Raw genomic sequence first — 24990 nt, 5'->3', positions numbered from 1 at the left:
GGTCAGAGTCCTTCCGCCGCCACCTTGGCAACGACATGAGGCATCACGCTCCAGACGCTGGTTTCCTCGAGGGACAGCGCGTCCTGCGTGCGGGTTTCGAGCCACAGGCGCTGGATCAGGTTCTGCGCCACCTGCAGGCGGTAATCGGCCGAGGCCCGCATGTCGGAGAGCGGCTTGAAGTCTTGCGCCAGCGCCAGCTTGGCGGTGGCCACGCTGGCCTGCGTCCAGGGCTTGCCCACGAGCGCGGCTTCGGCGTTGGCGGCGCGCTTGACGGTGGCGGCCATGCCGCCGAAGGCCAGGCGCACGGCCTTCACCGTGTCGCTGCCGGCTTCCAGTTCGATGGCGAAGCCCGCGCACAGCGCGGAGATGTCGCAGTCGAAGCGCTTGCTGATCTTGTAGGCGCGCACCTGGCGGCGCATGGCGGCCAGCGGCACGGCCAGGCCCTGCACGAACTCGCCGGGCTGCAGCTCGTTCTTCATGTAGTCGAGGTAGAAATCGGGCAGCGGCATGCGGCGCACGACGTCGCCGCGGCGCAGTTCGATTTGCGCGTCCAGCGACATCAGCACCGGCGGCGAGTCGCCGATGGGCGAGCCGTTGGCAACGTTGCCGCCCATGGTGCCGGCGTGGCGGATCGGCGGCGAGGCAAAGCGCAGCCACACGTCGGCCAGGCTGGGCACGCGGGCCACCAGCGCGCCGAAGGCGGCTTCGAGCGAGGCGCCGGCGCCGATGTAGAGCTCGTCGGCGCGCTCTTCCACCGTCTTCATCTCGGCCACGTCGCCGACATAGATGATGTCGCCGAGGTCGCGGAACTGTTTGTTGACCCACAGGCCGACGTCGGTCGAGCCGGCCAGCAGCTGGGCGCGCGGCTTCTGCACGCGCAGCGCGGCGAGTTGAGCGATGGTCTTGGGGGCGTGGAAGTGGTCGATGCGGGCGCCCAGCGGGGCGGCGTAGTCCAGGCCGTCGTTCTTCAGCGCGGTGAGCGCGGCCACCACGGGGGCGGTGTCCAGGCGCACGGCCGGCAGGTCGAACATGCGCTGGCCGGCGTCGAGGATGGGGCGGTAGCCGGTGCAGCGGCACAGGTTGCCCGACAGGTCGTCGGCCAGCTGCTGGCGCGTGGGCTGCGTGCCCTCGGCCTGGTGGTGTTCGTAGGTGGCCCACAGCGACATCACGAAGCCCGGCGTGCAGAAGCCGCACTGCGAGCCGTGGCAGTCGACCATGGCCTGCTGCACGGGGTGCAGCGGGTGGACGGCGTGCTTGGCGGGGGCGTCGGCCTTGGGCTTGCACTGCGACGCGCACTGGCCCTTGAGGTCTTCGACCGTGAACAGCGCCTTGCCGTGCAGCGTGGGCAAAAACTGGATGCAGGCGTTGACGGTCTGCAACTGCAGGCCGTCGACCGCGCCGGGTGCGTGGGCGTCGGTGGCCAGCTCGCCGATGACGACGGTGCAGGCGCCGCAATCGCCTTCGTTGCAGCCTTCCTTGGTGCCGGTGCAGCGCGCGTCCTCGCGCAGCCAGTCGAGAACGGAGCGGGTCGGATGGACTCCGCTGACGTCGACGATCTTTCCGCGATGGAAGAAACGGATCGGTTGAATCGGTGTACTGCTGCTCTCGGTGCTCATGCTTTTTCAGGCTCGTGGGCGGCCCGTCATGGGCCAGTCATGGACGTTAGCGGCTTGCGTGGGGTCTTGCATACGGGCACGCCCATAACGCGTATGTGAGGGTCGGTATGCCACGTCCGGGGAAACCCTTGGATTGACGTTGCAATTCCCGGGCCACGCCGGAAACCGAGGGTTTTCAGCCGTTTTTCAGCCGTGTGCGATCGCGGTCCAGGCGGTGGCCAGCAGCGTCACGCCGGCCACGAAAAGCAGCCCGGCGACCAGCCATTGCAAGGTGCGCGGCTGCAGCTTGTTCGGCAGACGGTGGTGCAGCCGCGTCGCGGCGTAGACCACGGGCATGGCGCAGCCGGCCAGCAGCGCCGAGTGCCACGAGAAGTGGCCCGTGGGCACCACGATGACGAGCCGCACGAGCGAGTTGAAGGCGAACATCAGCAGCAGCGCGCGGCGCACGAGTTCGCGGTCCAGCGGCTGGCGGTACATGTGGAAGACGATGGGCGGGCCCGAGGCCGAGAACAGCCCGCCCAGCACGCCGGAGAGCCCGCCGATGAGGGCGAAGCTGGTGCGGCCCGACACGGCCGGCAGCGGCTTGCCCTGCAGCAACAGCAGCACGGCGCAGATCAGGATCGACACGCCCAGCAGGCCCCGCAGCCACGACACGGCGCTGCCGCTGAGCCACACGAGCAGCATGAGCCCGACGATGACGCCGACAGTGCTGCCGTTGAGCGCGGGCTTCATCAGCTGCCAGGGCACGGGGCCGGGGCGCGCGCGGAAGTAGGTCCAGGCGTTGATGAGGCTCAGCACGGTCGCGGCATTGGCCGCGTCGTTCACGCTGGCGATGTCGAACACCGACACGAGGCCCAGCAGGATGAGGCTGAACGCAAAGCCCGTGAGGTTCTGCGCGTAGGTGGCCAGGCCCACGCAGGCCATGAAGATCAGGACCGGGACGGCCCCGGAAAGAATCGCTTGCACCGGGAGGCTGTCAGCGCGCGCCGAGGCTGGCAGGACGTTGAAGGAAGGCGGGGGACAGGGGATGCGGGACGGACATGCGGACGGGGATCGGGGGACTTAGGCGCGAGGCGGGAACGTTTGAGAATAACGCGTGTGTCCGGGGGGCGTGCCCAGGCCACCGGGTACTTCCCTCCGCGAATGTCCCCCGGGCTTCGCCCTCCTCCTTGATTTCGCTGCGGGAAGCCCCCAGTGCCCTGGTCACGGGGCACGCTGCGGGTGTTCGGCGGCCGCGGTCAGCCTCTCTCCGAGAACAACGCCACGATCACCTGCCGGAGCCACCGGTTGCCCGGGTCGGCCTCGAAGCGCTTGCTCCAGTGCAGCGACACGGTGAAGTCGCGCAGCGGAAACGGCGGCTCGACGATGGCGTAGCCGCCCTCGGCCGCGAAGCCGCGCGCGATGTTGCGCGGCATCACCACCGCCAGGTCGGTGGCGCGCACGATGGCCGGCAGCACCATGAAGTGCTCGGTCGTCAGGCGCAGCCGGTCTTCGAGGTTCAGCAACTGCAGGATGCGCAGCGTGTCGGCGTGGGTGCGCACGGCCACGTAGTCGAGCTCGTGCAGCGCGGCGAGCAACGCCTGGCCGCTGCGCCGGCGCTTCACGAAGGGGTGGTCGTGGCGCAGCAGCACGATGTAGCGGTCTTTCAGCAGCTGGGTGCGCTGGGTGTCCTCCACGTGCGGCAAAAAGCCGAAGGCGAAGTCGACCCTGCCGCTGTCCAGCGCGGTGGCGATCTCGCCCGGCGCAAGCGGCATGGTCTCCACGCGCACGCCCGGTGCCAGCTCGCGCAGCCGCGCCATCAGCGCGGGCAGAAAGCGGCCCTCGCCGATGTCGCTCATGTGGATGCGAAAGAGCTTGCGCGAGGCGGCCGGGTCGAAGCGCTCGGGCTCGCTCAGTGCCTGCTGCAGCATGGCCAGCGCCGACTGCACGGGCACCGCCAGCCGCTCGGCGCGCGGCGTGGGCGCCACGCCGCCGAGGCTGCGCGTGAACAGCGCGTCGCCCAGCAGCAGGCGCAGCCGCGTGAGGCCGTGGCTGGCCGCCGGCTGCGTGAGGCCCAGCGCCTCGGCGGCGCGGCTCACGTTGCGGGTGCGGTAGACGGCGTCGAACAACCGGAGCAGGTTGAGGTCGACCGAATCAATATGCACCCCATTCATATTCGATAGCTGGCTCATTGCATTGAAGTATGACGCAGGCCCGCCCACACTCCCGCGTTCTCCCCACGACAAGAAGCACGAGACACGATGGAAGTTTCATTCAGCAAGGAAGTGGAAATGCTGCGCCTGGGCGCGGGCGACACCTTCCACGGCGAGGGCATCCTCGCGATCACCAAGGGCCTGCTGCAGTCGGGCGTGGCCTACGTCGGCGGCTACCAGGGCGCGCCGGTGTCGCACCTGCTGGACGTGATGGTGCAGGGCAAGGCCTACATGGACGAGCTGGGCGTGCACGTCGAGGCCTGCTCCAACGAGGCCTCGGCCGCGGCGATGCTCGGCGCGTCCATCCACTACCCGCTGCGCGGCGCGGTCACCTGGAAGTCGATCGTCGGCACCAACGTGGCGGCCGATGCGCTGTCCAACCTGTCGTCGCCGGGCGTGACCGGCGGCGTGCTGATCGTGGTGGGCGAGGACTACGGCGAAGGCGCCAGCGTGATCCAGGAGCGCACGCACGCCTACGCGCTCAAGTCGAGCATGTGCCTGCTCGATCCGCGGCCCGACCTGGGCGTGATGGTGCGCATGGTCGAACAGGGCTTCCAGCTGTCGGAGGCCTCGAACATGCCCTGCCTGATGGAGCTGCGCATCCGCACCTGCCACGTGCGCGGCAGCTTCGACTGCAAGGACAACATCGCGCCCGCCGTGTCCACGCGCGCGCTGATGGACGAGCCCGCGGGCTTCGACTACATGCGCCTGGCGCACCCGCCCGTCACCTTCCGCCACGAGAAGCTCAAGGGCGACGAGCGCATGCCGGCCGCGCGCCGCCACATCGTGGCGAACGGCCTCAACGAGCTCATGCCCGGCCGGCGCCACCCCGACCTGGGCATCGTGGTGCAGGGCGGGCTGTACAACGCGCTGATCCGCAGCCTGCAGCAGCAGGGCCTGGCCGATGCCTTCGGCGACACCGACATCCCGATCCTGGTGCTCAACGTGACTTACCCGTTGGTGCCCGAGCAGGTGGCCGACTTCTGCGTGGGCAAGCGCGCGGTGCTGGTGGTGGAAGAAGGCCAGCCCGAGTACATCGAGCAGGACATCGCCACCTTGCTGCGCCGCCGCGACATCCAGACGCCGCTGCACGGCAAGGACCTGCTGCCGCAGGCCGGCGAGTACGGCGTGGAGGTGCTGTCGGGCGGCCTCGCGGCCTTTGCCGAACGCTACCTCGGCGCAAGCGAGGCGGCCGCCTCGGCGCAGGCCTGGCTGGCCGGCAACCGCGAACGCCGCGAGGCCGTGGCGCGCCGGCTCGACGCGCCGCTGCCCAACCGCCCGCCGAGCTTCTGCGTCGGCTGCCCCGAGCGGCCGGTATTCTCGGCCCTCAAGCTGGCGCAGCAGGAAACCGGGCCGGTGCACATCGCGGCCGATATCGGCTGCCATGCCTTCGGCACCTTCGAGCCCTTTTCGATGGGCCACTCGATCCTCGGCTACGGCATGAGCCTGGCCAGCCGCGCGGGCGTGGCGCCGATGATGAACCGCCGCACGCTGTCGATCATGGGCGACGGCGGTTTCTGGCACAACGGCCTGCTCACGGGCGTGCAGAGCGCGCTGTTCAACGACGACGACGCGGTGCTTCTGATCTTCAAGAACGGCTACACCTCGGCCACCGGCACGCAGGACATCATCTCCACGCCCGACGACGAGATCAAGGAACGCGCCGTCGACAAGCAGCAGAGCCTGGTCGACAAGAACCAGACCATCGAGGCCACGCTGAAGGGCCTGGGCGTGCAGTGGATGCGCACCGTCACCACCTACGACGTGGAGCGCATGCGCAAGACGCTCACCGAGGCGCTCACGAGCGACTTCAACGGCCTGAAGGTGGTGATCGCCGAGGGCGAGTGCCAGCTGGAGCGGCAACGCCGCATCAAGCCGTGGATCGCCGGCCTGCTCAAAAAGGGCAAACGTGTGGTGCGCGTGAAGTACGGCGTCGACGAGGACGTGTGCAACGGCGACCACGCCTGCATCCGCCTGTCGGGCTGCCCCACGCTCACGCTGAAAGACAACCCCGATCCGCTGAAGGTCGACCCGGTGGCCGTGGTCATCGACGGCTGCGTGGGCTGTGGCCTGTGCGGCGCCAATGCGCACGCGGCCACGCTGTGCCCGAGCTTCTACCGGGCCGAGGTGGTACAGAACCCGAAGTGGCACGAACGCCTGCTGCACGGCCTGCGCAGCGCGATCGTCGGCGCCCTGCGGCCGGCCTGAGAAGAAAGAACCGAGACATGGAACAGAACCGTCCCACCACCCTGCTCGTGTGCGCCCTCGGCGGCGAAGGCGGCGGCGTGCTCACCGAATGGCTGGTCGACGCCGCGCGGCATGCGGGCTACGCGGCGCAGAGCACGTCGATCCCCGGCGTGGCGCAGCGCACCGGCGCGACCACCTACTACCTCGAAGTGTTCCCGGTGCCGATGGCGCAGCTGGGCGGCCGGCGCCCGGTGTTCAGCCTGGGCCCGGTGCCGGGCGCGCTCGACGCGATCGTCTCGTCGGAGCTGCTGGAGACCACGCGCCAGATCGGCAACGGCATGAGCGCGCCGCTGCGCACGCTGGTCATCAGCTCGTCGGCGCGCGTGCTCACCACGGCTGAGCGCATGGTGCCCGGCGACGGCCGCGCCGACGCGCAGCGCCTGCTGGACGTGGTCAAGGCCTTCAGCCGCGAGCACCACGTGCTCGACATGGGCGCGATGGCGCGCGAGGCCGGCACGGTGGTCAGCGCCGTGATGCTGGGCGCGATCGCGGGCAGCGGCCTGTTCCCGTTTCCGCGCGAGGCCTACGAACGTGCGGTGCGCGGCGGCGACGAGGCCGCACCCGACAAGCTCGGCAAGATGGCCGCCGCCAGCCTGCGCGGCTTTGCTGCCGCCTTTGAGGCCGTGCGCGCGCCGCGCGCCCAGGCCGCGTTCGTGCAGGGCGTGCTGGCCGGCGACGACACGCGCGACGCGCCCCCGCCGCCGCAGGCCCTGCCCGACGACGTGGCGCGCCGCTTTCCGCCGGCCGTGCACGACATGCTGGCGCTCGGTCATGCGCGGGTGCGCGACTACCAGGACAGCGCCTACGCCGCGCTGTACGCCGATCGCCTCGCGCGAATTCTCGAGGCCGAGCGCGCCGCCGATCCGTCGGGCGCACAGGGCTTCGCGGTCACGCGCGAAATGGCGCGCTGGCTGGCGCTGTGGATGGCCTTCGACGACATCGTGCGCGTGGCCGCGCTGAAGGGCCGCGCCAGCCGCGCGCAGCGCGTGCGGCAGGAAGTGCGCGCGGGCGACGACGACCTCGTGAAGGTCTTCGACCACTTCAAGCCCGGCGCGCCCGAGTTCGCGGCGCTGCTGCCGCCGTCGCTCGCGCGCCGCGTGACCGCCTGGGACCGCGCCCGCCAGTCGCGCGGACTTGCGCCCTGGGCGCTGCCGCTGCAGGTGGGCAGCCACTCGGTGCTCGGCATGGCCTCGCTGCGGCTGCTGGCCTCGCTCACCTGGCTGCGCCGGCGCGGCAGCCGCTTTGCCGAAGAACAGGCGCTGATCGAACGCTGGCTCGCCGCCGTCGAGACCGGCACGCGCGCGCACTGGGCGCTGGGCCGCGAGCTGGCGCTGTGCGGCCGGCTCATCAAGGGCTACGGCAGCACCAACGAACGCGGCAAGCACAACCTGCTGCACGTGATCGACGAGCTCGCGGGCCGCGCCACGCTGCAGCCCGCCGCGCGCGCCGAGGCGATCGCCGCGGCCCGCGAGGCCGCGCTCGCAGACGAAGGCGGCAAGGCACTGGACGCCGCGCTCACGCGCCACGGCGCCGCGCCGCGCCCGGTGCAGGCGCAACCCATCCGCTGGATGAAGCGGCCCAAGACAACGACCACGATCTGAGGAGACAAAGAACCATGACCCCACGTTCCGCCCCCGTTTCATCGCGCCGCCTGCTGCTGGCGCTCGCGTTGGCCAGCACCGCCTTGTGCGCGCCCACTGTGCATGCCGACACCTGGCCCTCCAAGCCCATCAAGGTGATCGTCAACTTCCCCGCCGGCGGCGCGGCCGACCAGCTCGCGCGCGCCGTCTCGCAGCCGCTGCAGGAGGCGCTGAAGCAGCCCGTGGTGATCGAGAACCGCGGCGGTGCCAACGGCAACGTCGGCGGCGAGGCCGTGGCGCGCGCGGCAGCCGACGGCTACACGCTGCTCATGAGCTCGGGCGGCATGGTGTCGGTGAACCCGCACCTGTATGCGCGCATGAGCTTCGACCCCGCCAAGGACCTGGTGCCCGTGGCCGCCGCCGCGCGCGTGCTGGTGTTCCTGGTCACGCGCCCTTCCCTGCCGCCGACCGACGTGAAGTCGTTCATGGCCTACCTCAAGGCCAACCCCGGCAAGCTGTCGTACGGCTCGCCGGGCAATGGCAGCTCGCCGCACCTGGCGGGCGAGATGTTCAAGAGCCAGGCCGGCCTGTTCGCGTTGCACGTGCCCTACCGCGGCGCGGCGCCCGCGTTGCAGGACCTGCTGGCCGGCCAGATCGACTACGCCTTCGATCCCGGCATTGCCCTGAACCAGGTGCGCGCCGGCAAGCTCAAGCTGCTGGCCGTGGGCAGCCCGCACCGCTCCTCGCAGTTCCCCGACGTGCCCACGCTCGACGAGGCCGGCCTGCGCGGCTTCGACGCCGACACCGTCTTCGGCTTCTACGCACCGGCCGGCACGCCGCCCGAGGTGGTGGCGCAGCTCAACACGCAGGTCAACCGCGCGCTCGCGCTGCCGGCGGTGAAGGAGCGCATCGCGGCCATCGGCGGCGAGCCGGCGCCGGGCACGCCGGCCGACTTCCAGCGCCGCGCGGCGGCCGATTCGCAACGCTTCGGCGCACTCATCCGCGAGCGCGGCATCAAGGCGGACTGAGCAGCCGGGACAATCGACGGATGAGCAGCACTCCCTCTCCCACCGACGCTTCCGGCAAGGAAGTCGTCTACACCGCACGCGTCGAGTTCGGCGACTGCGACCCGGCCGGCATCGTCTGGTTTCCCAACTTCTTCCGCTGGATCGACGCGGCCTCGCGCCACTTCTTCGCCGAGTGCGGCGTGCCGCGCTGGGAAGACACCGCCCGCACGCTCGGCGTGATCGGCACGCCACTGGTCGACACGCACACGCGCTTCGTCAAGGCGGCCAGCTACGGCGACACGCTGCAGATCGCGGTGCGCATCACCGAATGGCGCGACAAGAGCTTCGTGCAGACCTACCGCGTGACGCGCGGCGACGACCTGATCCTCGAATGCGAAGAGGTGCGCATCTTTGCGGCGAAGCGCGAAGGCGGCGGCATCCGCGCGGTGCCGATTCCGCCGACGATCCGCGCGCTCTGCACGGGCTGAACCCCACCGCCTGCAGGCTCAGGCCGCGTCGCGACGCAGCTGCGCGAGCAGGCCTTCCACGCCGAGGTCGATCAGGTCGAAGGCCTCGATGAAGGCCTGGTGGCCGCCGTACCAGGGGTCGGGCACGTCGCCGCCGATGGCATCGGCGAACTCCGAGAGCAGGCGCACCTTGCGCGCCGCCTCGGCGGGCGCACGCCGGCGCAATGCGGCGCAGTGCTGCTGCGTCATGCCGATGAGCCAGTCGAAGCGTTCAAAGTCGGCCACATGCACCTGGCGTGCGCGGTGCGCGGGCATCGCGATGCCGCGCCGCAGCGCCTCGGCCACCGAGCGCGGATCGGGCGGATTGCCGCGCTCCTCGTCGGAGATGGCGGCGCTGTCGACCTCCACCGCGAAGCCCGCGCGCTGCGCCTTGTGGAGCAGCAGTGCGTGCGCGGTCGGCGAGCGGCAGATGTTGCCGGTGCACACGAACAGGATGGCGGGGGTGCTTGGTTTCATGCGCGTCGACTATAGGCACGAGGAGCAGGCATTCGGCATAGGCCACCCTACCCCTGGCATCCCCCGGTCGGGGGATGCCACGAGGGAGCGAGGGCGAATCGCACCCCCTCTCCAATGGACAGCTCCCATATCTTCGGTATCGCCTGACACAACTCCTTGCGCTTCACTACGGCCCATGGTCAGTGCAAAGGAGGTCACGATGCCCCGACCCAGTCTTCACAGCGCGAGCATCACGCTGAAACTTCCCTTCGACATGAGCGCCGCGCAAGAGGTCGAGGCCCTGCGCGCCGCGGGCATTCCGGTGGACGACCTGGGCAATGCGATGTCGGGCTTCCTGTTCGTGCGCTTCAGCAACGGCTGGCGCAGCGACTCGAACATCTTCCGCTGGTTTCCGGCCCCTATCGAACGCAGCGCGAACGAGGCCCGGCTCCACGCCACGCAGCCCCGACGCAGCCTGTTGCTTCATGCCAAGGGTTGACGCTGCCAATGATGCGGTGCAACAATCCGGAAATCATCATTTCGGAGCCCCGTGCGTGGACAGTGCCAGTTGGATCAGTGACAAGACGCGTGCCTCGGCAGGCGTGACACCCCCGGCCCTCTAGCGCAGGCAGCTCCCGCGCTTGCGGCCGCCGTGTCCGCAGCGCGAACCCCTTGCCCCTCGGGCAAGCGGCTCCCCCTACCGATTCCCGTTGTTCTTCGTCGCTGACTTTGTCAGTCAGCTTGCGTGCGTCCGTGCGCGAGGCCCTTCAGCGTGAAGGAGCCTTGTCATGCGCCAGTTTCAGATTCGTCCGCTGCATCCGCAGGTGCAACCGTCGCACGGTCGCCCGTCGGCGCACGCCGGTGCGCCTGTGCGCGTGAACCCGGCCCCGCACGTCGACGACGAGCAGGCCCTGGACCGCGCCGCCGCGCTGTGGACCACGCGCCGCATCCGCAGCTTCTTCCTGCTGCTCGAACAGCCCGGCCACGGCACCACGCGCCGCTGAAGCCCGCCCCTGCCACCCCCACAGAACAGGAGGCCCTCATGGACCCGGACCCTTGCTTGCGCCGCTGTGCGCCGCCTTCACTGCCCGATCGATCCCCCATTCACCTCGCAGCCTGCCGCGCTGCGGAGGAGCCCCGCCGGCTGACTGCTGAGTAAGCAAGCAAGTCGTCACGGGCGTTTCCTTCCTTCGCGGCGCGCCGCACCCGAAGGAGAAACTCCCATGACCCGCGAACGCCTGCGGCGTGTCGTGCGGACGGCCACGCCCGCCCGTTCCACCGCCCGCCCCTTTGCCTTTCGCCGCCCCGCGCCAAGCCGCGCCTGGCTGGCCACCCTCTGCGGCCTGGCCGCCACGCAGACCCACGCCGCCGGCGGACACCATTCGGTGGACGACGCCGCCATCCTCGATCCGGGCCAGTGCCAGATCGAGACCTGGGGCGGCCAGCGCCTCGTGCACCTCGGCCCGGCCTGCCGTGTCGGCCCCATCGAGCTGGGCCTGAACCTCGAACGCGAGCGCAGCGCCGACGGCCGCACCCTGCGCGCCGGCCCGCAGATCAAGTGGGCCTTCGCGCTCACCGACACGCTGAGCACCGGCGTGCTCGCCTCGGCCTCGTGGCAACGCAGCGACGCGGGCCACGCCTCGCTGCGCCTGGCCGACAGCAGCGTGGTGATCCCCGTGACCTGGCAGTTCGACGACGCCTGGCGCGCCCACCTGAACCTGGGGCGCGACTTCCATCGCGCGCAGCCGAGCACCAGCCACTCGGGCGCCGCGCTCGAATGGGCCGCCCTGCCCGCGCTGTCGCTCGTGGCCGAGCGCTTCCGCGAAGGCGGGCGCAACGCCTGGCGCGCCGGCCTGCGCTGGACGGCCACGCCGTCCGTCAACGTCGATCTCAGCCACGCCCGCGACCTGCGCCACGACGGCCCGCGCGGCTGGACGCTGGGCCTCACCTGGGCGTTCGCTCGCTGAGCGCCCTCACACAGGAGAAGAACAATGAAGAACGTCCTGAAGTCCTTTTTCGAAAGCTTCCTGCGCAGCCGCCATATGCGGCATCACTTCGAGCGCTGGCAGACGCTGCTGAGCGCCAAGCCCAGCAGCCTGGGCTCGGCCGCGATGCCGGCCGAGATCGCCAAGGCGCTGGCCGCCGCCTCGCACACCGACGCGGGCGAGGTGCTGGTGCGCATGAACAGCTCGTCGCAAGGCCTGACCGAGGCACACGCGCTGGCGCTGCGCAAGCGGCTGGGCAGCAACGAGGTGCGCCACGAGCAGCCGCTGCCGTGGTGGAACCACCTGTGGCAGTGCTACCGCAACCCCTTCAACCTGCTGCTGACGGTGCTGGCGCTGGTCTCCTACATCACCGAGGACACAAAGGCCACGGTGGTGATCGGCAGCATGGTGCTGCTGTCGACCGTGCTGCGCTTCCTGCAGGAGTCGCGCTCCAACAAGGCGGCCGACCGGCTCAAGGCGATGGTGAGCAACACCTCGACAGTGCTGCGCCCCGCGCCCGGCGAGAAGGCCGGCCGCGCGGGTGACGACGGCTTCGACCTCGCGCACGCCGGCACGCAACGCATCGAAGTGCCGATGCGCGACCTCGTTCCGGGCGATGTGATCGCGCTGTCGGCCGGCGACATGATCCCGGCCGACGCGCGCCTGCTCTCGGCGAAAGACCTGTTCATCAGCCAGTCGGCGCTCACCGGCGAATCGATGCCGGTGGAGAAGTTCGCAGCCACCGCCGCCGACCACCAGGCCGGCGTGCTGGAGCGCGACAACCTGCTGTTCATGGGCACCAACGTGATCAGCGGCACCGCCACCGCGGTGATCGTGCACACGGGCGAGCGCACCTTCTTCGGCGCGCTGGCGCAGCGCGTGAGCGCCACCGACCGCGGCACCACGGCCTTCCAGGCCGGCATCAACCGCGTGAGCTGGCTGCTGATCCGCTTCATGCTGGTGATGGCGCCGCTGGTGCTGGTGATCAACGGCGTGACCAAGGGCGACTGGTGGGAGGCGGCGCTGTTCGCGCTGTCGATCGCGGTCGGCCTCACGCCCGAGATGCTGCCGATGATCGTGACGGCCACGCTGGCCAAGGGCGCGGTCGTGATGTCGCGCCGCAAGGTGATCGTGAAGCGGCTCGAAGCCATCCACAACTTCGGCGCGATGGACGTGCTGTGCACCGACAAGACCGGCACGCTCACGCAGGACCGCATCGTGCTCGAACGCCACACCAACGCCTGGGGCGAAGACTCCGACCACGTGCTGCAGCAGGCCTACCTCAACAGCTTTCACCAGACGGGGCTGAAGAACCTGCTCGACAAGGCCGTGCTCAGCCACGCCGAGGTGCAGCTCGACACGCAGCTGCAGACCGGCTGGCGCAAGGTCGACGAAGTGCCCTTCGACTTCTCGCGCCGCCGCATGTCGGTGGTGGTGGCGCACGGCGAGGACGAGCACCTGCTGATCTGCAAGGGTGCGCTCGAAGAGATCCTGTCGGTGTGCACCTCGGTCGAACGCGGCGCCGAAGTGCTCGCGCTCGACGCCGACGTGATGGCGCGCATCCATCGCGTGGCCTCGGAGCTCAATGCCCAGGGCCTGCGCGTGGTGGCCGTGGCCAGCCGCACGCTGCACGCCGATGCGCGCAAGCCGGCCTACGGCGTGGCCGACGAAGCCGGGCTTACGCTGCTGGGCTACGTGGCCTTTCTCGATCCGCCGAAGGAATCGACCGCGCCCGCGCTGCAGGCGCTGGCCGCGCACGGCGTGGCGGTGAAGGTGCTGACCGGCGACAACGAACTGGTCACGCGCAAGGTCTGCGGCGACGTCGGCATCGACGCCGGGCGCATGGTGCTGGGCCATGAGGTCGAGCGCATGAACGAGGCCGAGCTGCGGCAGGTGGTGGAGATGCGCCAGGTGTTCGCCAAGCTCACGCCCGCGCACAAGGAACGCATCGTGCAGGCGCTGCATGCCAACGGCCACGTGGTCGGCTTCATGGGCGACGGCATCAACGACGCGCCCGCGCTGCGCGCCGCCGACATCGGCATCTCGGTGGACGGCGCAGTGGACGTGGCCAAGGAATCGGCCGACATCATCCTGCTCGAGAAGAGCCTCATGGTGCTGGAGCAAGGCGTGGTCGAAGGCCGCCGCACCTTCGCCAACATGCTCAAGTACATCAAGATCACGGCCAGCTCGAACTTCGGCAACGTGTTCTCGGTGCTGGTGGCCAGTGCCTTCCTGCCCTTCCTGCCGATGCTGCCGCTGCACCTGCTGGTGCAGAACCTGCTGTACGACGTGTCGCAGATCGCGATCCCGTTCGACAACGTGGACGAAGAATTCCTGAAGACGCCGCAGCGCTGGAACCCGGCCGACCTGGGCCGCTTCATGGTGTTCTTCGGGCCGCTGAGCTCGGTGTTCGACATCCTGACCTACACCGTGATGTGGTTCGTGTTCGCGGCCAATTCGGTGGAGCACCAGACGCTGTTCCAGTCGGGCTGGTTCATCGAGGGCCTGCTGTCGCAGACGCTGATCGTGCACCTGATCCGCACCCGCAAGATTCCGTTCCTGCAAAGCCGCGCGGCCTGGCCGCTGCTGGCCATGGGCGCGGCCATTGCGGCCGTGGGCATCTGGTTGCCGATGGGGCCGCTGGCGCACTACTTCAAGCTGCAGGCACTGCCGCTCGCGTACTTCCCGTGGCTGGTGCTGATGCTGGTCGGCTACGCGACGCTGACGCAGGCCGTGAAGGGCTGGTACGCGCGCAAGTACGGCTGGCAGTAAGACAAGAACCACCCGGCGGACGCAGGGTCGCGGCTGTCACACAAGGCCGCTACCCTGCTTCGCACACAGAGGATCAGGAGGATCACGCATGGAAGCCATTCGCCACATCAACCTGCCTTCGTTGCTGGACACCCTGGTCAGCGTGGGCGCGGCCTTTCTGCTGGGCTCGCTGATCGGCTTCGAGCGCCAGGTGCGCCAGCGCACCGCGGGGCTGCGCACCAACACGCTGGTGGCCGTGGGCGCGGCCGTTTTCGTCGACATGGCGGCCCGCCTGGGCGGCCCCGACGGCGCGGTGCGCGTGGTTGCCTACGTGGTCTCGGGTATCGGCTTTCTGGGCGCGGGCGCGATCATGAAGGAAGGCGCCAACATCACGGGCCTGAACACGGCCGCCACGCTGTGGGGGTCGGCCGCGGTGGGCGCCTGCGCGGGCGCCGACTTGCTGGGCGAGGCGTTGATCGCCGCGCTCTTCGTGCTGGCGAGCAACACGCTGCTGCGGCCGGTGGTGAACCGCATCAACCGCCGCCCGGTGCACGAGGAATCGAGCGAGGCCACCTACACGGTGCGTGTGATCTGTTCGCGCGCGGCGCGGCCCGAGGTGATGGACCAGCTGCTGGTGCAGCTGGAAGCCGCGAACTACCCGGTGCGCGACATCGACCAGCACGCCTTCGGGCAGGCCGACACGGAGATTGCAGCAACGCTGTACGCCACCGCGGTCGAGCCCGAAGAGCTCGACCAGGTGATCGCGGAGCTGGAAACGCTGGAAGGCGTCCAGCAAGCCTTCTGGAACGCCAGCGCGGAGGATTGACCTCCGGCCCGTTCGAGGAACACCGCGGAACCGGCTTTGCCGGGCCGCTGGTGTTGCCCCCGGTGAGGGGGTTGGCGAAGCGACACGAAGTGCGCGAAGACTGGGGGAGAGCCCAGTTCAGACGCCGAGGATCGAAACAGCCTTGGTGTTGAGATAAGCCTCGATCGCTTCCGGGCCACCTTCCGAACCGTAGCCCGAATCCTTCACGCCGCCGAACGGCATTTCCGGCGAGGGCGTGGCGGGCTGGTTGATCCACAGCATGCCCAGCTCGAGCTTCTGGCTCAGCAGGTGCGCGCTCTTGATCGACTTGGTGAAGGCATAGCCGGCCAGGCCGAACGGCAGGCGGTTGGCTTCGGTGATGGCTTCTTCGAGCGTGTCGAAACCGCGGATGGCAGCGATGGGGCCGAAGGGTTCGTTGTTGAACACGTCGGCGTCCAGCGGCACGTCGGTGATGACGGTGGGCGCGAAGAAGTTGCCGGTGTCGCCGACGCGTTCGCCGCCGGTGGCGATGGTGGCGCCCTTCTTGCGCGCGTCTTCCAGCACATGGGCCATGGCCGTGAGGCGGCGGGCGTTGGCCAACGGGCCGAGGTTGGTGCCTTCGACCAGGCCGTCGCCGAGCTTGAGGCCTTCGGCGTGCTTGACCAGCAGGCTCGCGAACTCGTGGCGCAGGCTGTTGTGCACCAGGAAGCGGGTCGGCGAGATGCAGACCTGGCCCGCGTTGCGGAACTTGGCAGCACCGGCGGCCTTGACGGCCAGCGCCACGTCGGCGTCTTCGGCCACGATCACCGGGGCGTGGCCGCCCAGTTCCATCGTGACGCGCTTCATGTGCGAACCGGCCAGCGCGGCCAGTTGCTTGCCGACCGGGGTCGAGCCGGTGAAGGTGACCTTGCGGATGATCGGGTGCGCAATGAGGTAGCTCGAGATCTCGCCCGGGTTGCCGAACACCAGGCCCACGACGCCGCCCGGAATGCCGGCGTCGACGAACGCCTTGAGCAGCGCGGCCGGCGAGGCCGGGGTTTCCTCGGGCGCCTTCACCAGGAAGGAGCAGCCGGTGGCCAGCGCGGCGCCGAGCTTGCGCACGATCTGGTTGACGGGGAAGTTCCACGGCGTGAAGGCCGCGACGGGGCCGACCGGCTCCTTGATCACCAGCTGCTGCGCGGCCAGGTTGCGCGAGGGCACGATGCGGCCGTACACGCGGCGGCCTTCGTCGGCGAACCACTCGATGATGTCGGCGGCGGCCATCATTTCGACCTTGGCCTCGCCCAGCGGCTTGCCTTGTTCCTGCGTCAGCAGCTTGGCGATGTCCAGGGCGCGTTCGCGGATCAGGCCGGCGGCGCGGCGCATCACGGCGGCGCGCTCGTTGGCGGGCGTGTCGCGCCAGGCTTCGAAGCCGCGCTGGGCGGCGGCCAGGGCACGGTCGAGGTCGACGATGCTGGCGTGCGCCACCTTGCCGATGGCCTTGCCGGTGGCGGGGTTCAGCACGTCGAGCGTCTTGCCGTCGGCGGCGTCGACCCATTGGCCGTCGATCAGCAGGCGGGTGTCGGTGTAGGTGGCGGTCATGGCGAACTCTTTCCTTCGAGGACTGGATGGTGAAAACGAAACGGGAAATCGGGCGCGCGGCGCGGCACCCCGTGGGGGTGCGCATGCGACAACGGCGGCCAAGCGCCGCCGGGGCCGTAGATTAACCTGAGTTCACAAAGCTTGCCGGCGGCCCCCGCCAGGGGCCGCGGCGCGCCTACAGCACGAGGATCGCGCGGAAGTCGTTGACGTTGGTGTTCGTCGGACCGGTCACGAACAGATCGCCGATGGCGTCGAAATAGCCGTAGGCGTCGTTGCGGTCGAGGTGGTCGGACAGCTTCCTGCCCTGCGCCGTGGCGCGCGCCAGGGTGTCGGGCGTGACGAAGGCGCCGGCGTTGTCTTCCACGCCGTCGATGCCGTCGGTGTCGGCGGCCAGCGCCCACACCTGCGGCTGGCCCATGAGCGCGCCGGCCAGGCCCATGCAGAACTCGCCGGCCCGCCCACCGCGGCCCCTGGCCTGGCCGGGCTGGCGCGGACGGATGGTGACGGTGGTTTCGCCGCCCGACAGGATGACGCAGGGCCGGGCGAAGGGCTCGCCGCGCAGGGCCACGGCGCGGGCGAGCGCCGCATGCACCTTGCCGACTTCGCGCGATTCGCCTTCCATTTCGTCGCTCAGCACGTGCACGCCGATGCCGGCGGCGCGCGCCGCCGCGGCGGCGGCTTCGAGCGACTGCTGCGGCGTGGCGATGAGGTGGGTGCTGTGGCCGGCGAACGCGGCGTCGTCGGGCTTGGGGGTTTCGAGCGCGCCGCTTTCGAGCTGCGCGCGCACGGGCGCCGGCACCTCGATGCCGTAGCGGTCGAGGATGGCCAGCGCGTCGGCGCAGGTGGTGGCGTCGGGCACGGTGGGGCCGCTGGCGATCACGGCCGGGTCGTCGCCGGGTACATCGCTGATGGTGAGCGTGACCACGCGCGCCGGCGCGCAGGCCGCCGCGAGCCGGCCGCCCTTGATGCGCGACAGGTGCTTGCGCACGCAGTTCATTTCGCCGATGTGAGCGCCGCTGTCGAGCAGCTGCTTGTTGATGCGCTGCTTGTCGGCCAGCGTGAGGCCTTCGGCCGGCAGCACCAGCAGCGACGAGCCGCCGCCGGAGATGAGGCACAGCACCAGGTCGTCTGCCGTGAGGCCCTGCGTGAGCGCGAGGATGCGCTCGGCCGCCTGCTGGCCGGCCGCGTCGGGCACGGGGTGCGCGGCCTCGACGAGCTCGATGCGCTGCGGCACGCCTTCGGGGCGCGGCGGAATGTGGTCATAGCGCGTGACGACCAGGCCCGACAGCGGGGCGTCGGCCGGCCACAGTGCCTCGAGCGCCTGCACCATCGAGCCGCCGGCCTTGCCGGCGCCCAGCACCACGGTGCGACCCTTGGGCGGCTGGGGCAGATGCGCACCCAGCGTGGACAGCGGCAGTGCGCGGTCCACCGCCACGCGGTACAGGTGTTCGAGGAAGGCGCGCGGGGCTTCGCGCGGATCGGGAGCTGTTGCAGAGGGCGAGGTCGATGCGGTCATGGCTTGCGTGTTGTCTCCATTCGGCGATTGTGCGACGACCGGCGGCCCGCCCTTGCAGGCCGCTGCGCCTCTAGTTCGTCTTGGCGCCGGCCTGGAACCAGCGGCTGATCAACGCCCGCTCTTCGTCGGTGATGTTGGTCGCGTTGTTCATCGGCATGATCTTGGTCACCACGACCTGCTGGTAGATCGCCTGCGCATGCGCCGTCACCTGGTCGGGCGTGTCGACGCGCACGTTCTTCATCTGCACGGCCGCGCCGTGGCACATGAAGCAGCGCTGCTCCAAAACCTTCTGCACGTCCTGGTAGGCCACGGCGGGCACGGCCTGGGCGGCGGTGGCCGCCACGGGCGCGGCCGGCTCGGGCTTCATCCACACGATGGTCAGGCCCAGCACCGCGATGCCGACCATGGCGTAGGGCAGCGGGTTGCCCGCGTTGCCCAGCTTGAAGCGGTGGCGCACCACGAAGAACTGCCGGATGGCCGCGCCGCCGAGCATGATCAGCAGCAGCACGATCCAGTTGTACTTGTGCGTGTAGGTGAAGCTGTAGTGGTTGCTCAGCATCGCGAACAGCACCGGCAGCGTGAAGTAGGTGTTGTGCACGCTGCGCTGCTTGCCGCGCTGGCCGTGCACCGGGTCGACCGGCCGGCCTTCGCGCAGCGCCTTCACGTTCTTGCGCTGGCCCGGGATGATCCAGAAGAACACGTTGCCGCTCATGGTGGTGGCCATCATGGCGCCCACCAGCAGGAAGGCCGCGCGGCCCGCGAACCACTGGCAAGCCAGCCAGGTCGCGAAGACGATGAAGACCGCGATCAGCACGCCGACGATGGTGTCGCCGTTCTTGCGGCGCCCGAAGATCTGGCAGATGCCGTCGTAGACCATCCAGAACACGACGAAGAAGGCCAGCGCCACGGCAATGGCGGCGCCGGGCTGCCAGTCCATCTTGCTCTTGTCGATGAGGTACGTGCTCGCGTTCCACAGGTACGACATGGTGAACAGCGCAAAGCCCGTGAGCCAGGTCGAATAGCTCTCCCAGTACGACCAGTGCAGGTGGTCGGGCAGCTTCTTGGGCGCCAGCGCGTACTTCTGGCTGTTGTAGAAGCCGCCGCCGTGCACGGCCCATTGCTCGCCGCCCACGCCCTTGTCGAGCGATTCCTGGTCCTGCGGCTTCTCGAGGCTGTTGTCCAGCATCACGAAGTAGAAGGAGGCGCCGATCCAGGCGATGGCGGTGATGACGTGGACCCAGCGCAGCAGCAGGTTGGCCCAGTCGAGGTAGTAGCTTTCCATATAGCGCTCTCTCAACCCTGTTGGCGCGTGGGGCGCCAAGGAGGGGTTTCAGCCTGCTCACCACCGCGGGCGCTGTAAGCAGAGAAAGTGCCGCGAACGCAGGTCCGTTGAAAACGACCTCGCTCCGCTGCGGCTTGTTGTGGACCGAAAGTGTATACAGTTTTGGCACGAGGCGGGATGCTATTTGCGGCGTCACCGCCAAGGGAAAACCCTGTTCAGCCCAGCGATTGCAACAACTGTGCCGCCACGGCGACCGCGATCACCTCGGGTTCCTTGCCCGTGATGCCGGGCACGCCGATCGGGCAGGTGACGCGCGCCAGCTCGTCGGCCGTGAAGCCGCGCGCCTCCAGCCGGTGGCGGAAGGTGGCCCATTTGGTCTTGCTGCCGATGAGGCCGATGTAGGGCAGGTCGTTGCGCGTGCGCAGGCGCTTCAGGCAGGCGATGACGATGTCCAGGTCTTCGGCGTGGCTGAAGCTCATGATCAGCACGCGGCTGCCGGGCGCGAGCGCGGCGACCGCGTCCTGCACGGGTTCGGAGTGCTCGGTGTCGATCTGCGCGGGCAGTGCGTCGGGGAACACGCCGTCGCGGCTGTCGATCCAGCGCACCGAGAACGGCAGCACGGCCAGCAGGCGCGCCAGCGCGGCGCCCACGTGGCCGCCGCCGAACAACGCCACGGGTTCGAGCTGCGCGACCAGTTCTTTCTGCAGCGCGGGCGCGTCGGCCGCGCCGATGCGCCGGTAGGTCAGGAACATCACGCCGCCGCAGCACTGGCCCAGGCTCGGGCCCAGCGGGTAGCGCTGCACGCCCTCGAGGCTGCGCGTGCCGGCCAGGATCTCGCGCGCTTCCTGCGTGGCCTGGAACTCGAGCTGCCCGCCGCCGATGGTGGCGGTGAGGCCGTCGGCCCAGACAGCCATCCAGGTGCCGGCCTCGCGCGGGGCCGAGCCCTGCGTCGATTCGACGCGCACCAGAACCGCGTCCTCCTGTTGAAGACGCGCCAGCAATTGATCGACCGCACCGTTCATGACCGAAACCTTCGGTTGCCGAGGCTGCAACAACTCACGGTATAACCCCGGCGATGATGACGAACCGCCAGCTTACGCCGCGCCGCCTCGCCTGGGCCGCCACTGTTCTTTCCGCCTTGTGGCTCGCCGGCTGCGGCTCGACGGGCTCGGTGCCCGGCCAGCTGAGCGGTGCCAGCAGCGCACAGGGCAGCGGCCCCGCGCCGCGTGCCTCCAGTGCGGCTACCGCGCGCGAGTACCGCCGCGACGCCGCACGTCACATCTACAACGCCAACGCCTCGCGCATCTACAAGGGCCAGATGCCGCCCCTGCTGTACGCGGTCGGCACCTTGCAGGTGAACCTCGACACAGGCGGCAAGGTGGTCTCGATGCACTGGCTGCGCGCGCCCAAGCACGCGCCCGAGGTGATCGCCGAGATCGAGCGCGCCGTGCTGCAGGCCGCGCCCTTCCCGCCCGCCCAGCGCCTGGGCGCGGTCACGTGGACCGACACCTGGCTGTGGGACAAGAGCGGGCGCTTCCAGCTCGACACCCTGACCGAAGGGCAGCAACAAGGCGACTGACCTCAGGAGCCGCGATAGGTGGAGTAGCTCCACGGGCTCACGAGCAAAGGCACGTGGTAGTGCTGGTCGGTGTGCGCCACGCCGAAGTCCAGCGCCACCTTGTTCAGGAAGTTCGGCTCCGGCAGCGTCACGCCGCGGGCCTTGAAGTAACCCGCCACGTCGAACACCAGCCGGTAGGTGCCGACTTTCAGCGAGTTGTTGTCGTACAGCGGGCCGTCGCTGCGGCCGTCCGAATTCAGCGTGAAGCGCTTCACCAGCGTCGCGGCGTCGCCGTCGGTGGTGTACAGCGCCACCTCCATGCCGGCCGCGGGGCCGCCGTGCATCGTGTCCAGTACGTGAGTGCTCAAGCCCATGGGGCCTCCTTCAAAGGGTGTCGAATCGGTGAGATCGGGGTGCGGGAAATTCCGGTGGACAAAAGTGTATACAGTTACCGGCTTTGGGTCTATCATGAAAAACATGGAGTCCTCCACCACCCGTTCGATCGTCGATGCCCTCACGAAGGCCATCGTCGAGCACCGCCTTCAGCCCGGCACCAAGCTCGCCGAGCAGAAGCTGGCCGATCACTTCGGCGTGTCGCGCACCTTGGTGCGCCAGGCGCTGTTCCAGCTCTCGCAGAACAAGCTGATCCGGCTCGAGCCGGCGCGCGGCGCCTTCGTGGCCGCACCCGCCGTCGACGAGGCCAAGCAGGTGTTCGCCGTGCGCCGCATGCTCGAGGCCGAGATGACCCGCGCCTTCGTGCGCAGCGTCACGCCCGCCAAGATCAAGGCGCTCAAGGAGCACGTGGCGCTCGAGAAATCGGCCGTCGGCGGCGAAGACGTGTCGGGCCGCACCGAGCTCTTGGGCGACTTCCACGTGCGCATGGCCGAGCTCATGGGCAACCAGGTGCTGGCGCAAATATTGGGCGAGCTGATCTCGCGCTGCGCCCTCATCACGCTCATGTACCAGAGCACCAGCGCCGCCGAGCACTCCAACGACGAGCACGCCGACATCGTGAAAGCGCTGGCCGCGCGCGACGAGGAACTCGCCGTGCGCCTCATGACCGAGCACCTGGAACACGTCGAGGCCAACCTCACCTTCGACCGCAAGGTCCCGACCAACGACATCTCCCTCGCGCTGTCCTGATCCACACCATGACCGTCTACGACACCACCCTGCCCTACCCGCGCGACCTGATCGGCTACGGCCGCAACCCGCCCCATGCCCGCTGGCCCGGCGGTGCGCGCGTGGCGGTGCAGTTCGTCCTCAATTACGAAGAAGGCGGCGAGAACGCCACGCTGCACGGCGACGCGGGCTCCGAGCAGTTCCTGTCCGAGATGTTCAACCCGGCGAGCTTCCCCGACCGGCACATCAGCATGGAAGGCATCTACGAGTACGGCTCGCGCGCCGGCGTGTGGCGCATCCTGCGCGAGTTCGAAAAGCGCGGCCTGCCGCTCACCGTGTTCGGCGTGGGCATGGCGCTGCAGCGCTACCCCGAACTCACGGCCGCCTTCAAGGAACTCGGCCACGAGATCGCCTGCCACGGCTGGCGCTGGATTCATTACCAGAACCTCGATGAAGCCACCGAGCGCGAGCACATGCGCCTGGGCATGGAAGCCATCGAAAAGCTCACCGGCGAGCGCGCGCTCGGCTGGTACACCGGCCGCGACAGCCCGCGCACGCGCCGCCTCGTGGCCGACTACGGCGGCTTCGAGTACGACAGCGACTACTACGGCGACGACCTGCCCTTCTGGATGAAGGTGCAAAAGACCGACGGCAGCGTCGTGCCCCAGCTCATCGTGCCCTACACGCTGGACTGCAACGACATGCGCTTTGCGCTGCCGCAGGGCTACTCGCACGCCGACCCGTTCTTCCAGTACATGAAGGACACCTTCGACGCGCTGTACGCCGAAGGCGATCCGAACGGCGACGACAGTCCCAAGATGATGAGCATCGGCATGCACTGCCGCCTGCTCGGCCGCCCCGGCCGCATCACGGCGCTGCAGCGCTTTCTCGATCACATCGCCACGCACGACAAGGTCTGGGTCTGCCGCCGCGTCGACATCGCACGCCACTGGAAGCAGGCGCACCCCTTCGAAGCCGGAGCCGCATCATGAGCACCCCTCTCCTCACCCTTGCCCAACTCAACGCCGCCGGGCCGGCCTCTGCCGTCGCCATGCTCGACGGCGTGTACGAACACTCGCCCTGGATCGCGCAGCGCGCGCTGGTGCAGCGCCCCTTCCGTTCGCTCGCGCACCTCAAGCACGCGCTGGTGCAGGCACTGGCCGCGTCGTCGGCCGACGAACAGATCGGCCTCATCCGCGCCCACCCCGAGCTCGCCGGCAAGGCCATGGTCAGCAAGACGCTCACCGCCGAGTCGACCAACGAGCAGAACAAGGCCGGCCTGACCGACTGCACGCCCGAAGAGTTCGCGCAGATCCAGAAGCTCAACGCCGACTACAACGCGAAGTTCGGCTTCCCGTTCATCCTGGCCGTGCGCGGCCCGCGCGGCACGGGCCTGGCCAAGCGCGAGATCATCGAGACCTTTGCGCGCCGGCTGCACAACCACCCGAGCTTCGAGCTCGGCGAAGCGCTGCGCAACATCCACCGCATCGCCGAGATCCGCCTGAACGACAAGTTCGGCGCCGACATCACGCTGGGCAACGACGTGTGGGACTGGCAGGAGCAGCTGTCGGTGCACACCGACCCCGGCTATGCCGAGAAGGGCCAGCTCACCGTCACCTACCTGACCGACGCGCACCGCGCCTGCGCCGCGAACATCTCGGGCTGGATGCGCGACTGCGGCTTCGACTCCGTGCACATCGATGCCGTGGGCAACGTGGTCGGCCGCTACGAAGGCGCCACGCCCGACGCCAAGACCCTGCTCACCGGCTCGCACTACGACACCGTGCGCAACGGCGGCAAGTACGACGGCCGCCTGGGCATCTTCGTGCCCATGGCCTGCGTGCGCGAACTCAAGCGCCAGAACCGCCGCCTGCCCTTCGCCTTCGAAGTCGTCGGCTTCGCCGAAGAAGAAGGCCAGCGCTACAAGGCCACCTTCCTCGGCTCGGGCGCGCTCATCGGCCACTTCGACCCGCGCTGGCTCGACCAGAAAGATGCCGACGGCATCACCATGCGCGAGGCCATGCAGCACGCCGGCCTGAAGGAAGAAGACATTCCGAAGATCCAGCGCGACCCGGCGCGCTACCTCGGCTTCGTCGAGGTGCACATCGAACAGGGCCCCGTGCTCACCGAGCTCGACCTGCCGCTGGGCATCGTCACCTCCATCAACGGCAGCGTGCGCTACGTGGGCGAAGTCATCGGCATGGCCAGCCACGCCGGCACCACGCCCATGGACCGCCGCCGCGACGCTGCCGCCGCCGTGGCCGAGCTCATTCTCTACACCGAGCAGCGCGCCGCGAAAGACGGCGACTCGGTCGGCACCGTGGGCATGCTCGAAGTGCCCAGCGGCTCGATCAACGTCGTGCCCGGCCGCTGCAAGTTCAGCCTCGACCTGCGCGCGCCGAACAACGCGCAGCGCGACGCACTGGCCAACGACGTGGTCGCTGCACTGAAGGACATCTGCGAACGCCGCGGCGTGCGCTACGAGCTCGAGGAAACCATGCGCGCCGCCGCCGCGCCGAGCGCACCGGCCTGGCAGCAGCGCTGGGAACAGGCCGTCGACGCACTGGGCATTCCGCTCTTCCGCATGCCCAGCGGCGCCGGCCACGACGCGATGAAGCTGCACGAGGTGATGCCGCAGGCCATGCTCTTCGTGCGTGGCATCAACTCGGGCATCAGCCACAACCCGCTCGAGTCGAGCACCAACGACGACATTCAATTGGCCGTGCAGGCGTTCCAGCTGCTGCTGGACAACCTCGCCGCCGAACAAGCCCACTGACCGACCCCAC

At 69.3% G+C, this 24990-nt stretch carries 22 protein-coding genes; 13 read left to right on the top strand and 9 right to left on the bottom strand.

The features are described 5' to 3' along the window. Positions 1-2 precede the first annotated feature (2 nt). The 3 genes from xdhA to AC07SQ_RS12785 form a co-directional block, all read right to left on the bottom strand. Entirely contained in the window at positions 3-1616 is a 1614-nt protein-coding gene (gene xdhA, locus AC07SQ_RS12795) for a xanthine dehydrogenase small subunit (protein WP_495270998.1), read from the bottom strand. A 186-nt stretch (positions 1617-1802) separates the two neighbouring features. After that, positions 1803-2582, bottom strand: coding sequence for a sulfite exporter TauE/SafE family protein (locus AC07SQ_RS12790; protein ID WP_083259231.1), 780 nt, complete (start codon positions 2580-2582; stop codon positions 1803-1805). A 272-nt stretch (positions 2583-2854) separates the two neighbouring features. After that, complete coding sequence (locus AC07SQ_RS12785) at positions 2855-3769, bottom strand: LysR family transcriptional regulator (RefSeq protein ID WP_492729055.1); 915 nt, start codon at positions 3767-3769, stop codon at positions 2855-2857. A gap of 87 nt (positions 3770-3856) precedes the next feature. Between AC07SQ_RS12785 and AC07SQ_RS12780 the strand changes: the two genes are divergently transcribed. From AC07SQ_RS12780 to AC07SQ_RS12765, 4 genes are read left to right on the top strand one after another with little or no spacing between them, the layout of a single operon-like run. Further along, entirely contained in the window at positions 3857-6016 is a 2160-nt protein-coding gene (locus tag AC07SQ_RS12780) for a thiamine pyrophosphate-dependent enzyme (RefSeq protein ID WP_095946756.1), read from the top strand. 17 nt (positions 6017-6033) lie between these two features. Next, positions 6034-7656, top strand: a complete 1623-nt coding sequence (locus AC07SQ_RS12775; protein ID WP_495270999.1) for an indolepyruvate oxidoreductase subunit beta family protein — start codon at positions 6034-6036, stop codon at positions 7654-7656. A gap of 14 nt (positions 7657-7670) precedes the next feature. Further along, complete coding sequence (locus AC07SQ_RS12770; protein WP_495271000.1) at positions 7671-8663, top strand: Bug family tripartite tricarboxylate transporter substrate binding protein; 993 nt, start codon at positions 7671-7673, stop codon at positions 8661-8663. Between the two features lie 20 nt (positions 8664-8683). After that, complete coding sequence (locus AC07SQ_RS12765) at positions 8684-9130, top strand: acyl-CoA thioesterase (RefSeq protein ID WP_139702701.1); 447 nt, start codon at positions 8684-8686, stop codon at positions 9128-9130. An 18-nt stretch (positions 9131-9148) separates the two neighbouring features. Here the strand turns inward: AC07SQ_RS12765 and AC07SQ_RS12760 are convergent, their stop codons facing one another. Continuing rightward, positions 9149-9625, bottom strand: a complete 477-nt coding sequence (locus AC07SQ_RS12760; RefSeq protein ID WP_495271001.1) for a low molecular weight protein-tyrosine-phosphatase — start codon at positions 9623-9625, stop codon at positions 9149-9151. A 199-nt stretch (positions 9626-9824) separates the two neighbouring features. On the opposite strand from AC07SQ_RS12760, the gene AC07SQ_RS12755 reads away from it, so the two are divergent. The 5 genes from AC07SQ_RS12755 (at position 9825) to AC07SQ_RS12735 (ending at position 15166) form a co-directional block, all read left to right on the top strand. Further along, positions 9825-10103 carry a hypothetical protein gene (locus tag AC07SQ_RS12755; protein ID WP_240531349.1) on the top strand — a complete coding sequence of 93 codons (279 nt, stop codon included), beginning with the start codon at positions 9825-9827 and terminating at the stop codon, positions 10101-10103. Between the two features lie 289 nt (positions 10104-10392). After that, on the top strand, positions 10393-10608 hold the full coding sequence (locus AC07SQ_RS12750; protein WP_495271002.1) for a hypothetical protein: 216 nt from the start codon (positions 10393-10395) through the stop codon (positions 10606-10608). Positions 10609-10827: 219 nt separating this feature from the next. After that, positions 10828-11571 carry a PA4824 family protein gene (locus AC07SQ_RS12745; protein WP_495271003.1) on the top strand — a complete coding sequence of 248 codons (744 nt, stop codon included), beginning with the start codon at positions 10828-10830 and terminating at the stop codon, positions 11569-11571. Positions 11572-11595: 24 nt separating this feature from the next. Then, positions 11596-14361 carry a magnesium-translocating P-type ATPase gene (mgtA, locus tag AC07SQ_RS12740; RefSeq protein ID WP_095946749.1) on the top strand — a complete coding sequence of 922 codons (2766 nt, stop codon included), beginning with the start codon at positions 11596-11598 and terminating at the stop codon, positions 14359-14361. Positions 14362-14449: 88 nt separating this feature from the next. Beyond that, the gene (locus AC07SQ_RS12735) at positions 14450-15166 is read left to right on the top strand and encodes an MgtC/SapB family protein (RefSeq protein ID WP_062480849.1); all 717 of its coding nucleotides are present in this window, start codon (positions 14450-14452) and stop codon (positions 15164-15166) included. 117 nt (positions 15167-15283) lie between these two features. On the opposite strand, the gene AC07SQ_RS12730 is transcribed toward AC07SQ_RS12735, so the two are convergent. The 4 genes from AC07SQ_RS12730 to xdhC all read right to left on the bottom strand — a co-directional run bounded on the left by AC07SQ_RS12730 (position 15284) and on the right by xdhC (position 20546). Beyond that, positions 15284-16726: an NAD-dependent succinate-semialdehyde dehydrogenase gene (locus AC07SQ_RS12730; protein WP_307584601.1), complete on the bottom strand. Its 1443-nt coding sequence runs from the start codon at positions 16724-16726 to the stop codon at positions 15284-15286. 175 nt (positions 16727-16901) lie between these two features. Next, on the bottom strand, positions 16902-18242 hold the full coding sequence (locus AC07SQ_RS12725; protein WP_495271004.1) for a glycerate kinase type-2 family protein: 1341 nt from the start codon (positions 18240-18242) through the stop codon (positions 16902-16904). 70 nt (positions 18243-18312) lie between these two features. Further along, positions 18313-19524, bottom strand: coding sequence for a urate hydroxylase PuuD (locus AC07SQ_RS12720; protein ID WP_495265215.1), 1212 nt, complete (start codon positions 19522-19524; stop codon positions 18313-18315). Positions 19525-19739: 215 nt separating this feature from the next. Then, positions 19740-20546 (bottom strand): xanthine dehydrogenase accessory protein XdhC, encoded by an 807-nt coding sequence (gene xdhC, locus AC07SQ_RS12715; protein WP_495271005.1) that lies wholly within the window; start codon positions 20544-20546, stop codon positions 19740-19742. A gap of 53 nt (positions 20547-20599) precedes the next feature. On the opposite strand from xdhC, the gene AC07SQ_RS12710 reads away from it, so the two are divergent. Then, on the top strand, positions 20600-21103 hold the full coding sequence (locus AC07SQ_RS12710) for a hypothetical protein (protein ID WP_307584594.1): 504 nt from the start codon (positions 20600-20602) through the stop codon (positions 21101-21103). A gap of 2 nt (positions 21104-21105) precedes the next feature. Here the strand turns inward: AC07SQ_RS12710 and uraH are convergent, their stop codons facing one another. Beyond that, positions 21106-21456, bottom strand: coding sequence for a hydroxyisourate hydrolase (uraH, locus tag AC07SQ_RS12705; RefSeq protein WP_139702710.1), 351 nt, complete (start codon positions 21454-21456; stop codon positions 21106-21108). 94 nt (positions 21457-21550) lie between these two features. Here uraH and AC07SQ_RS12700 point away from each other — a divergent pair, with 94 nt between their 5' ends. Genes AC07SQ_RS12700 through uraD form a run of 3 tightly spaced genes read left to right on the top strand, consistent with a single transcriptional unit; the run spans position 21551 to position 24980 of the window. After that, entirely contained in the window at positions 21551-22225 is a 675-nt protein-coding gene (locus AC07SQ_RS12700) for a GntR family transcriptional regulator (RefSeq protein WP_056574067.1), read from the top strand. An 8-nt stretch (positions 22226-22233) separates the two neighbouring features. Then, positions 22234-23196 (top strand): allantoinase PuuE, encoded by a 963-nt coding sequence (gene puuE / locus AC07SQ_RS12695; protein ID WP_062480836.1) that lies wholly within the window; start codon positions 22234-22236, stop codon positions 23194-23196. Next, a complete protein-coding gene (gene uraD, locus AC07SQ_RS12690; protein ID WP_495271006.1) occupies positions 23193-24980 on the top strand; it encodes a 2-oxo-4-hydroxy-4-carboxy-5-ureidoimidazoline decarboxylase in 1788 nt (595 codons plus the stop codon). The genes puuE and uraD overlap by 4 nt, the downstream gene beginning before the upstream one ends. The last annotated feature ends 10 nt before the right edge of the window (positions 24981-24990 follow it).

The organism is Variovorax sp. GW821-FHT06D12 (genome assembly GCF_059419205.1).
This window is presented reverse-complemented; position numbering and strand designations above follow the sequence as displayed.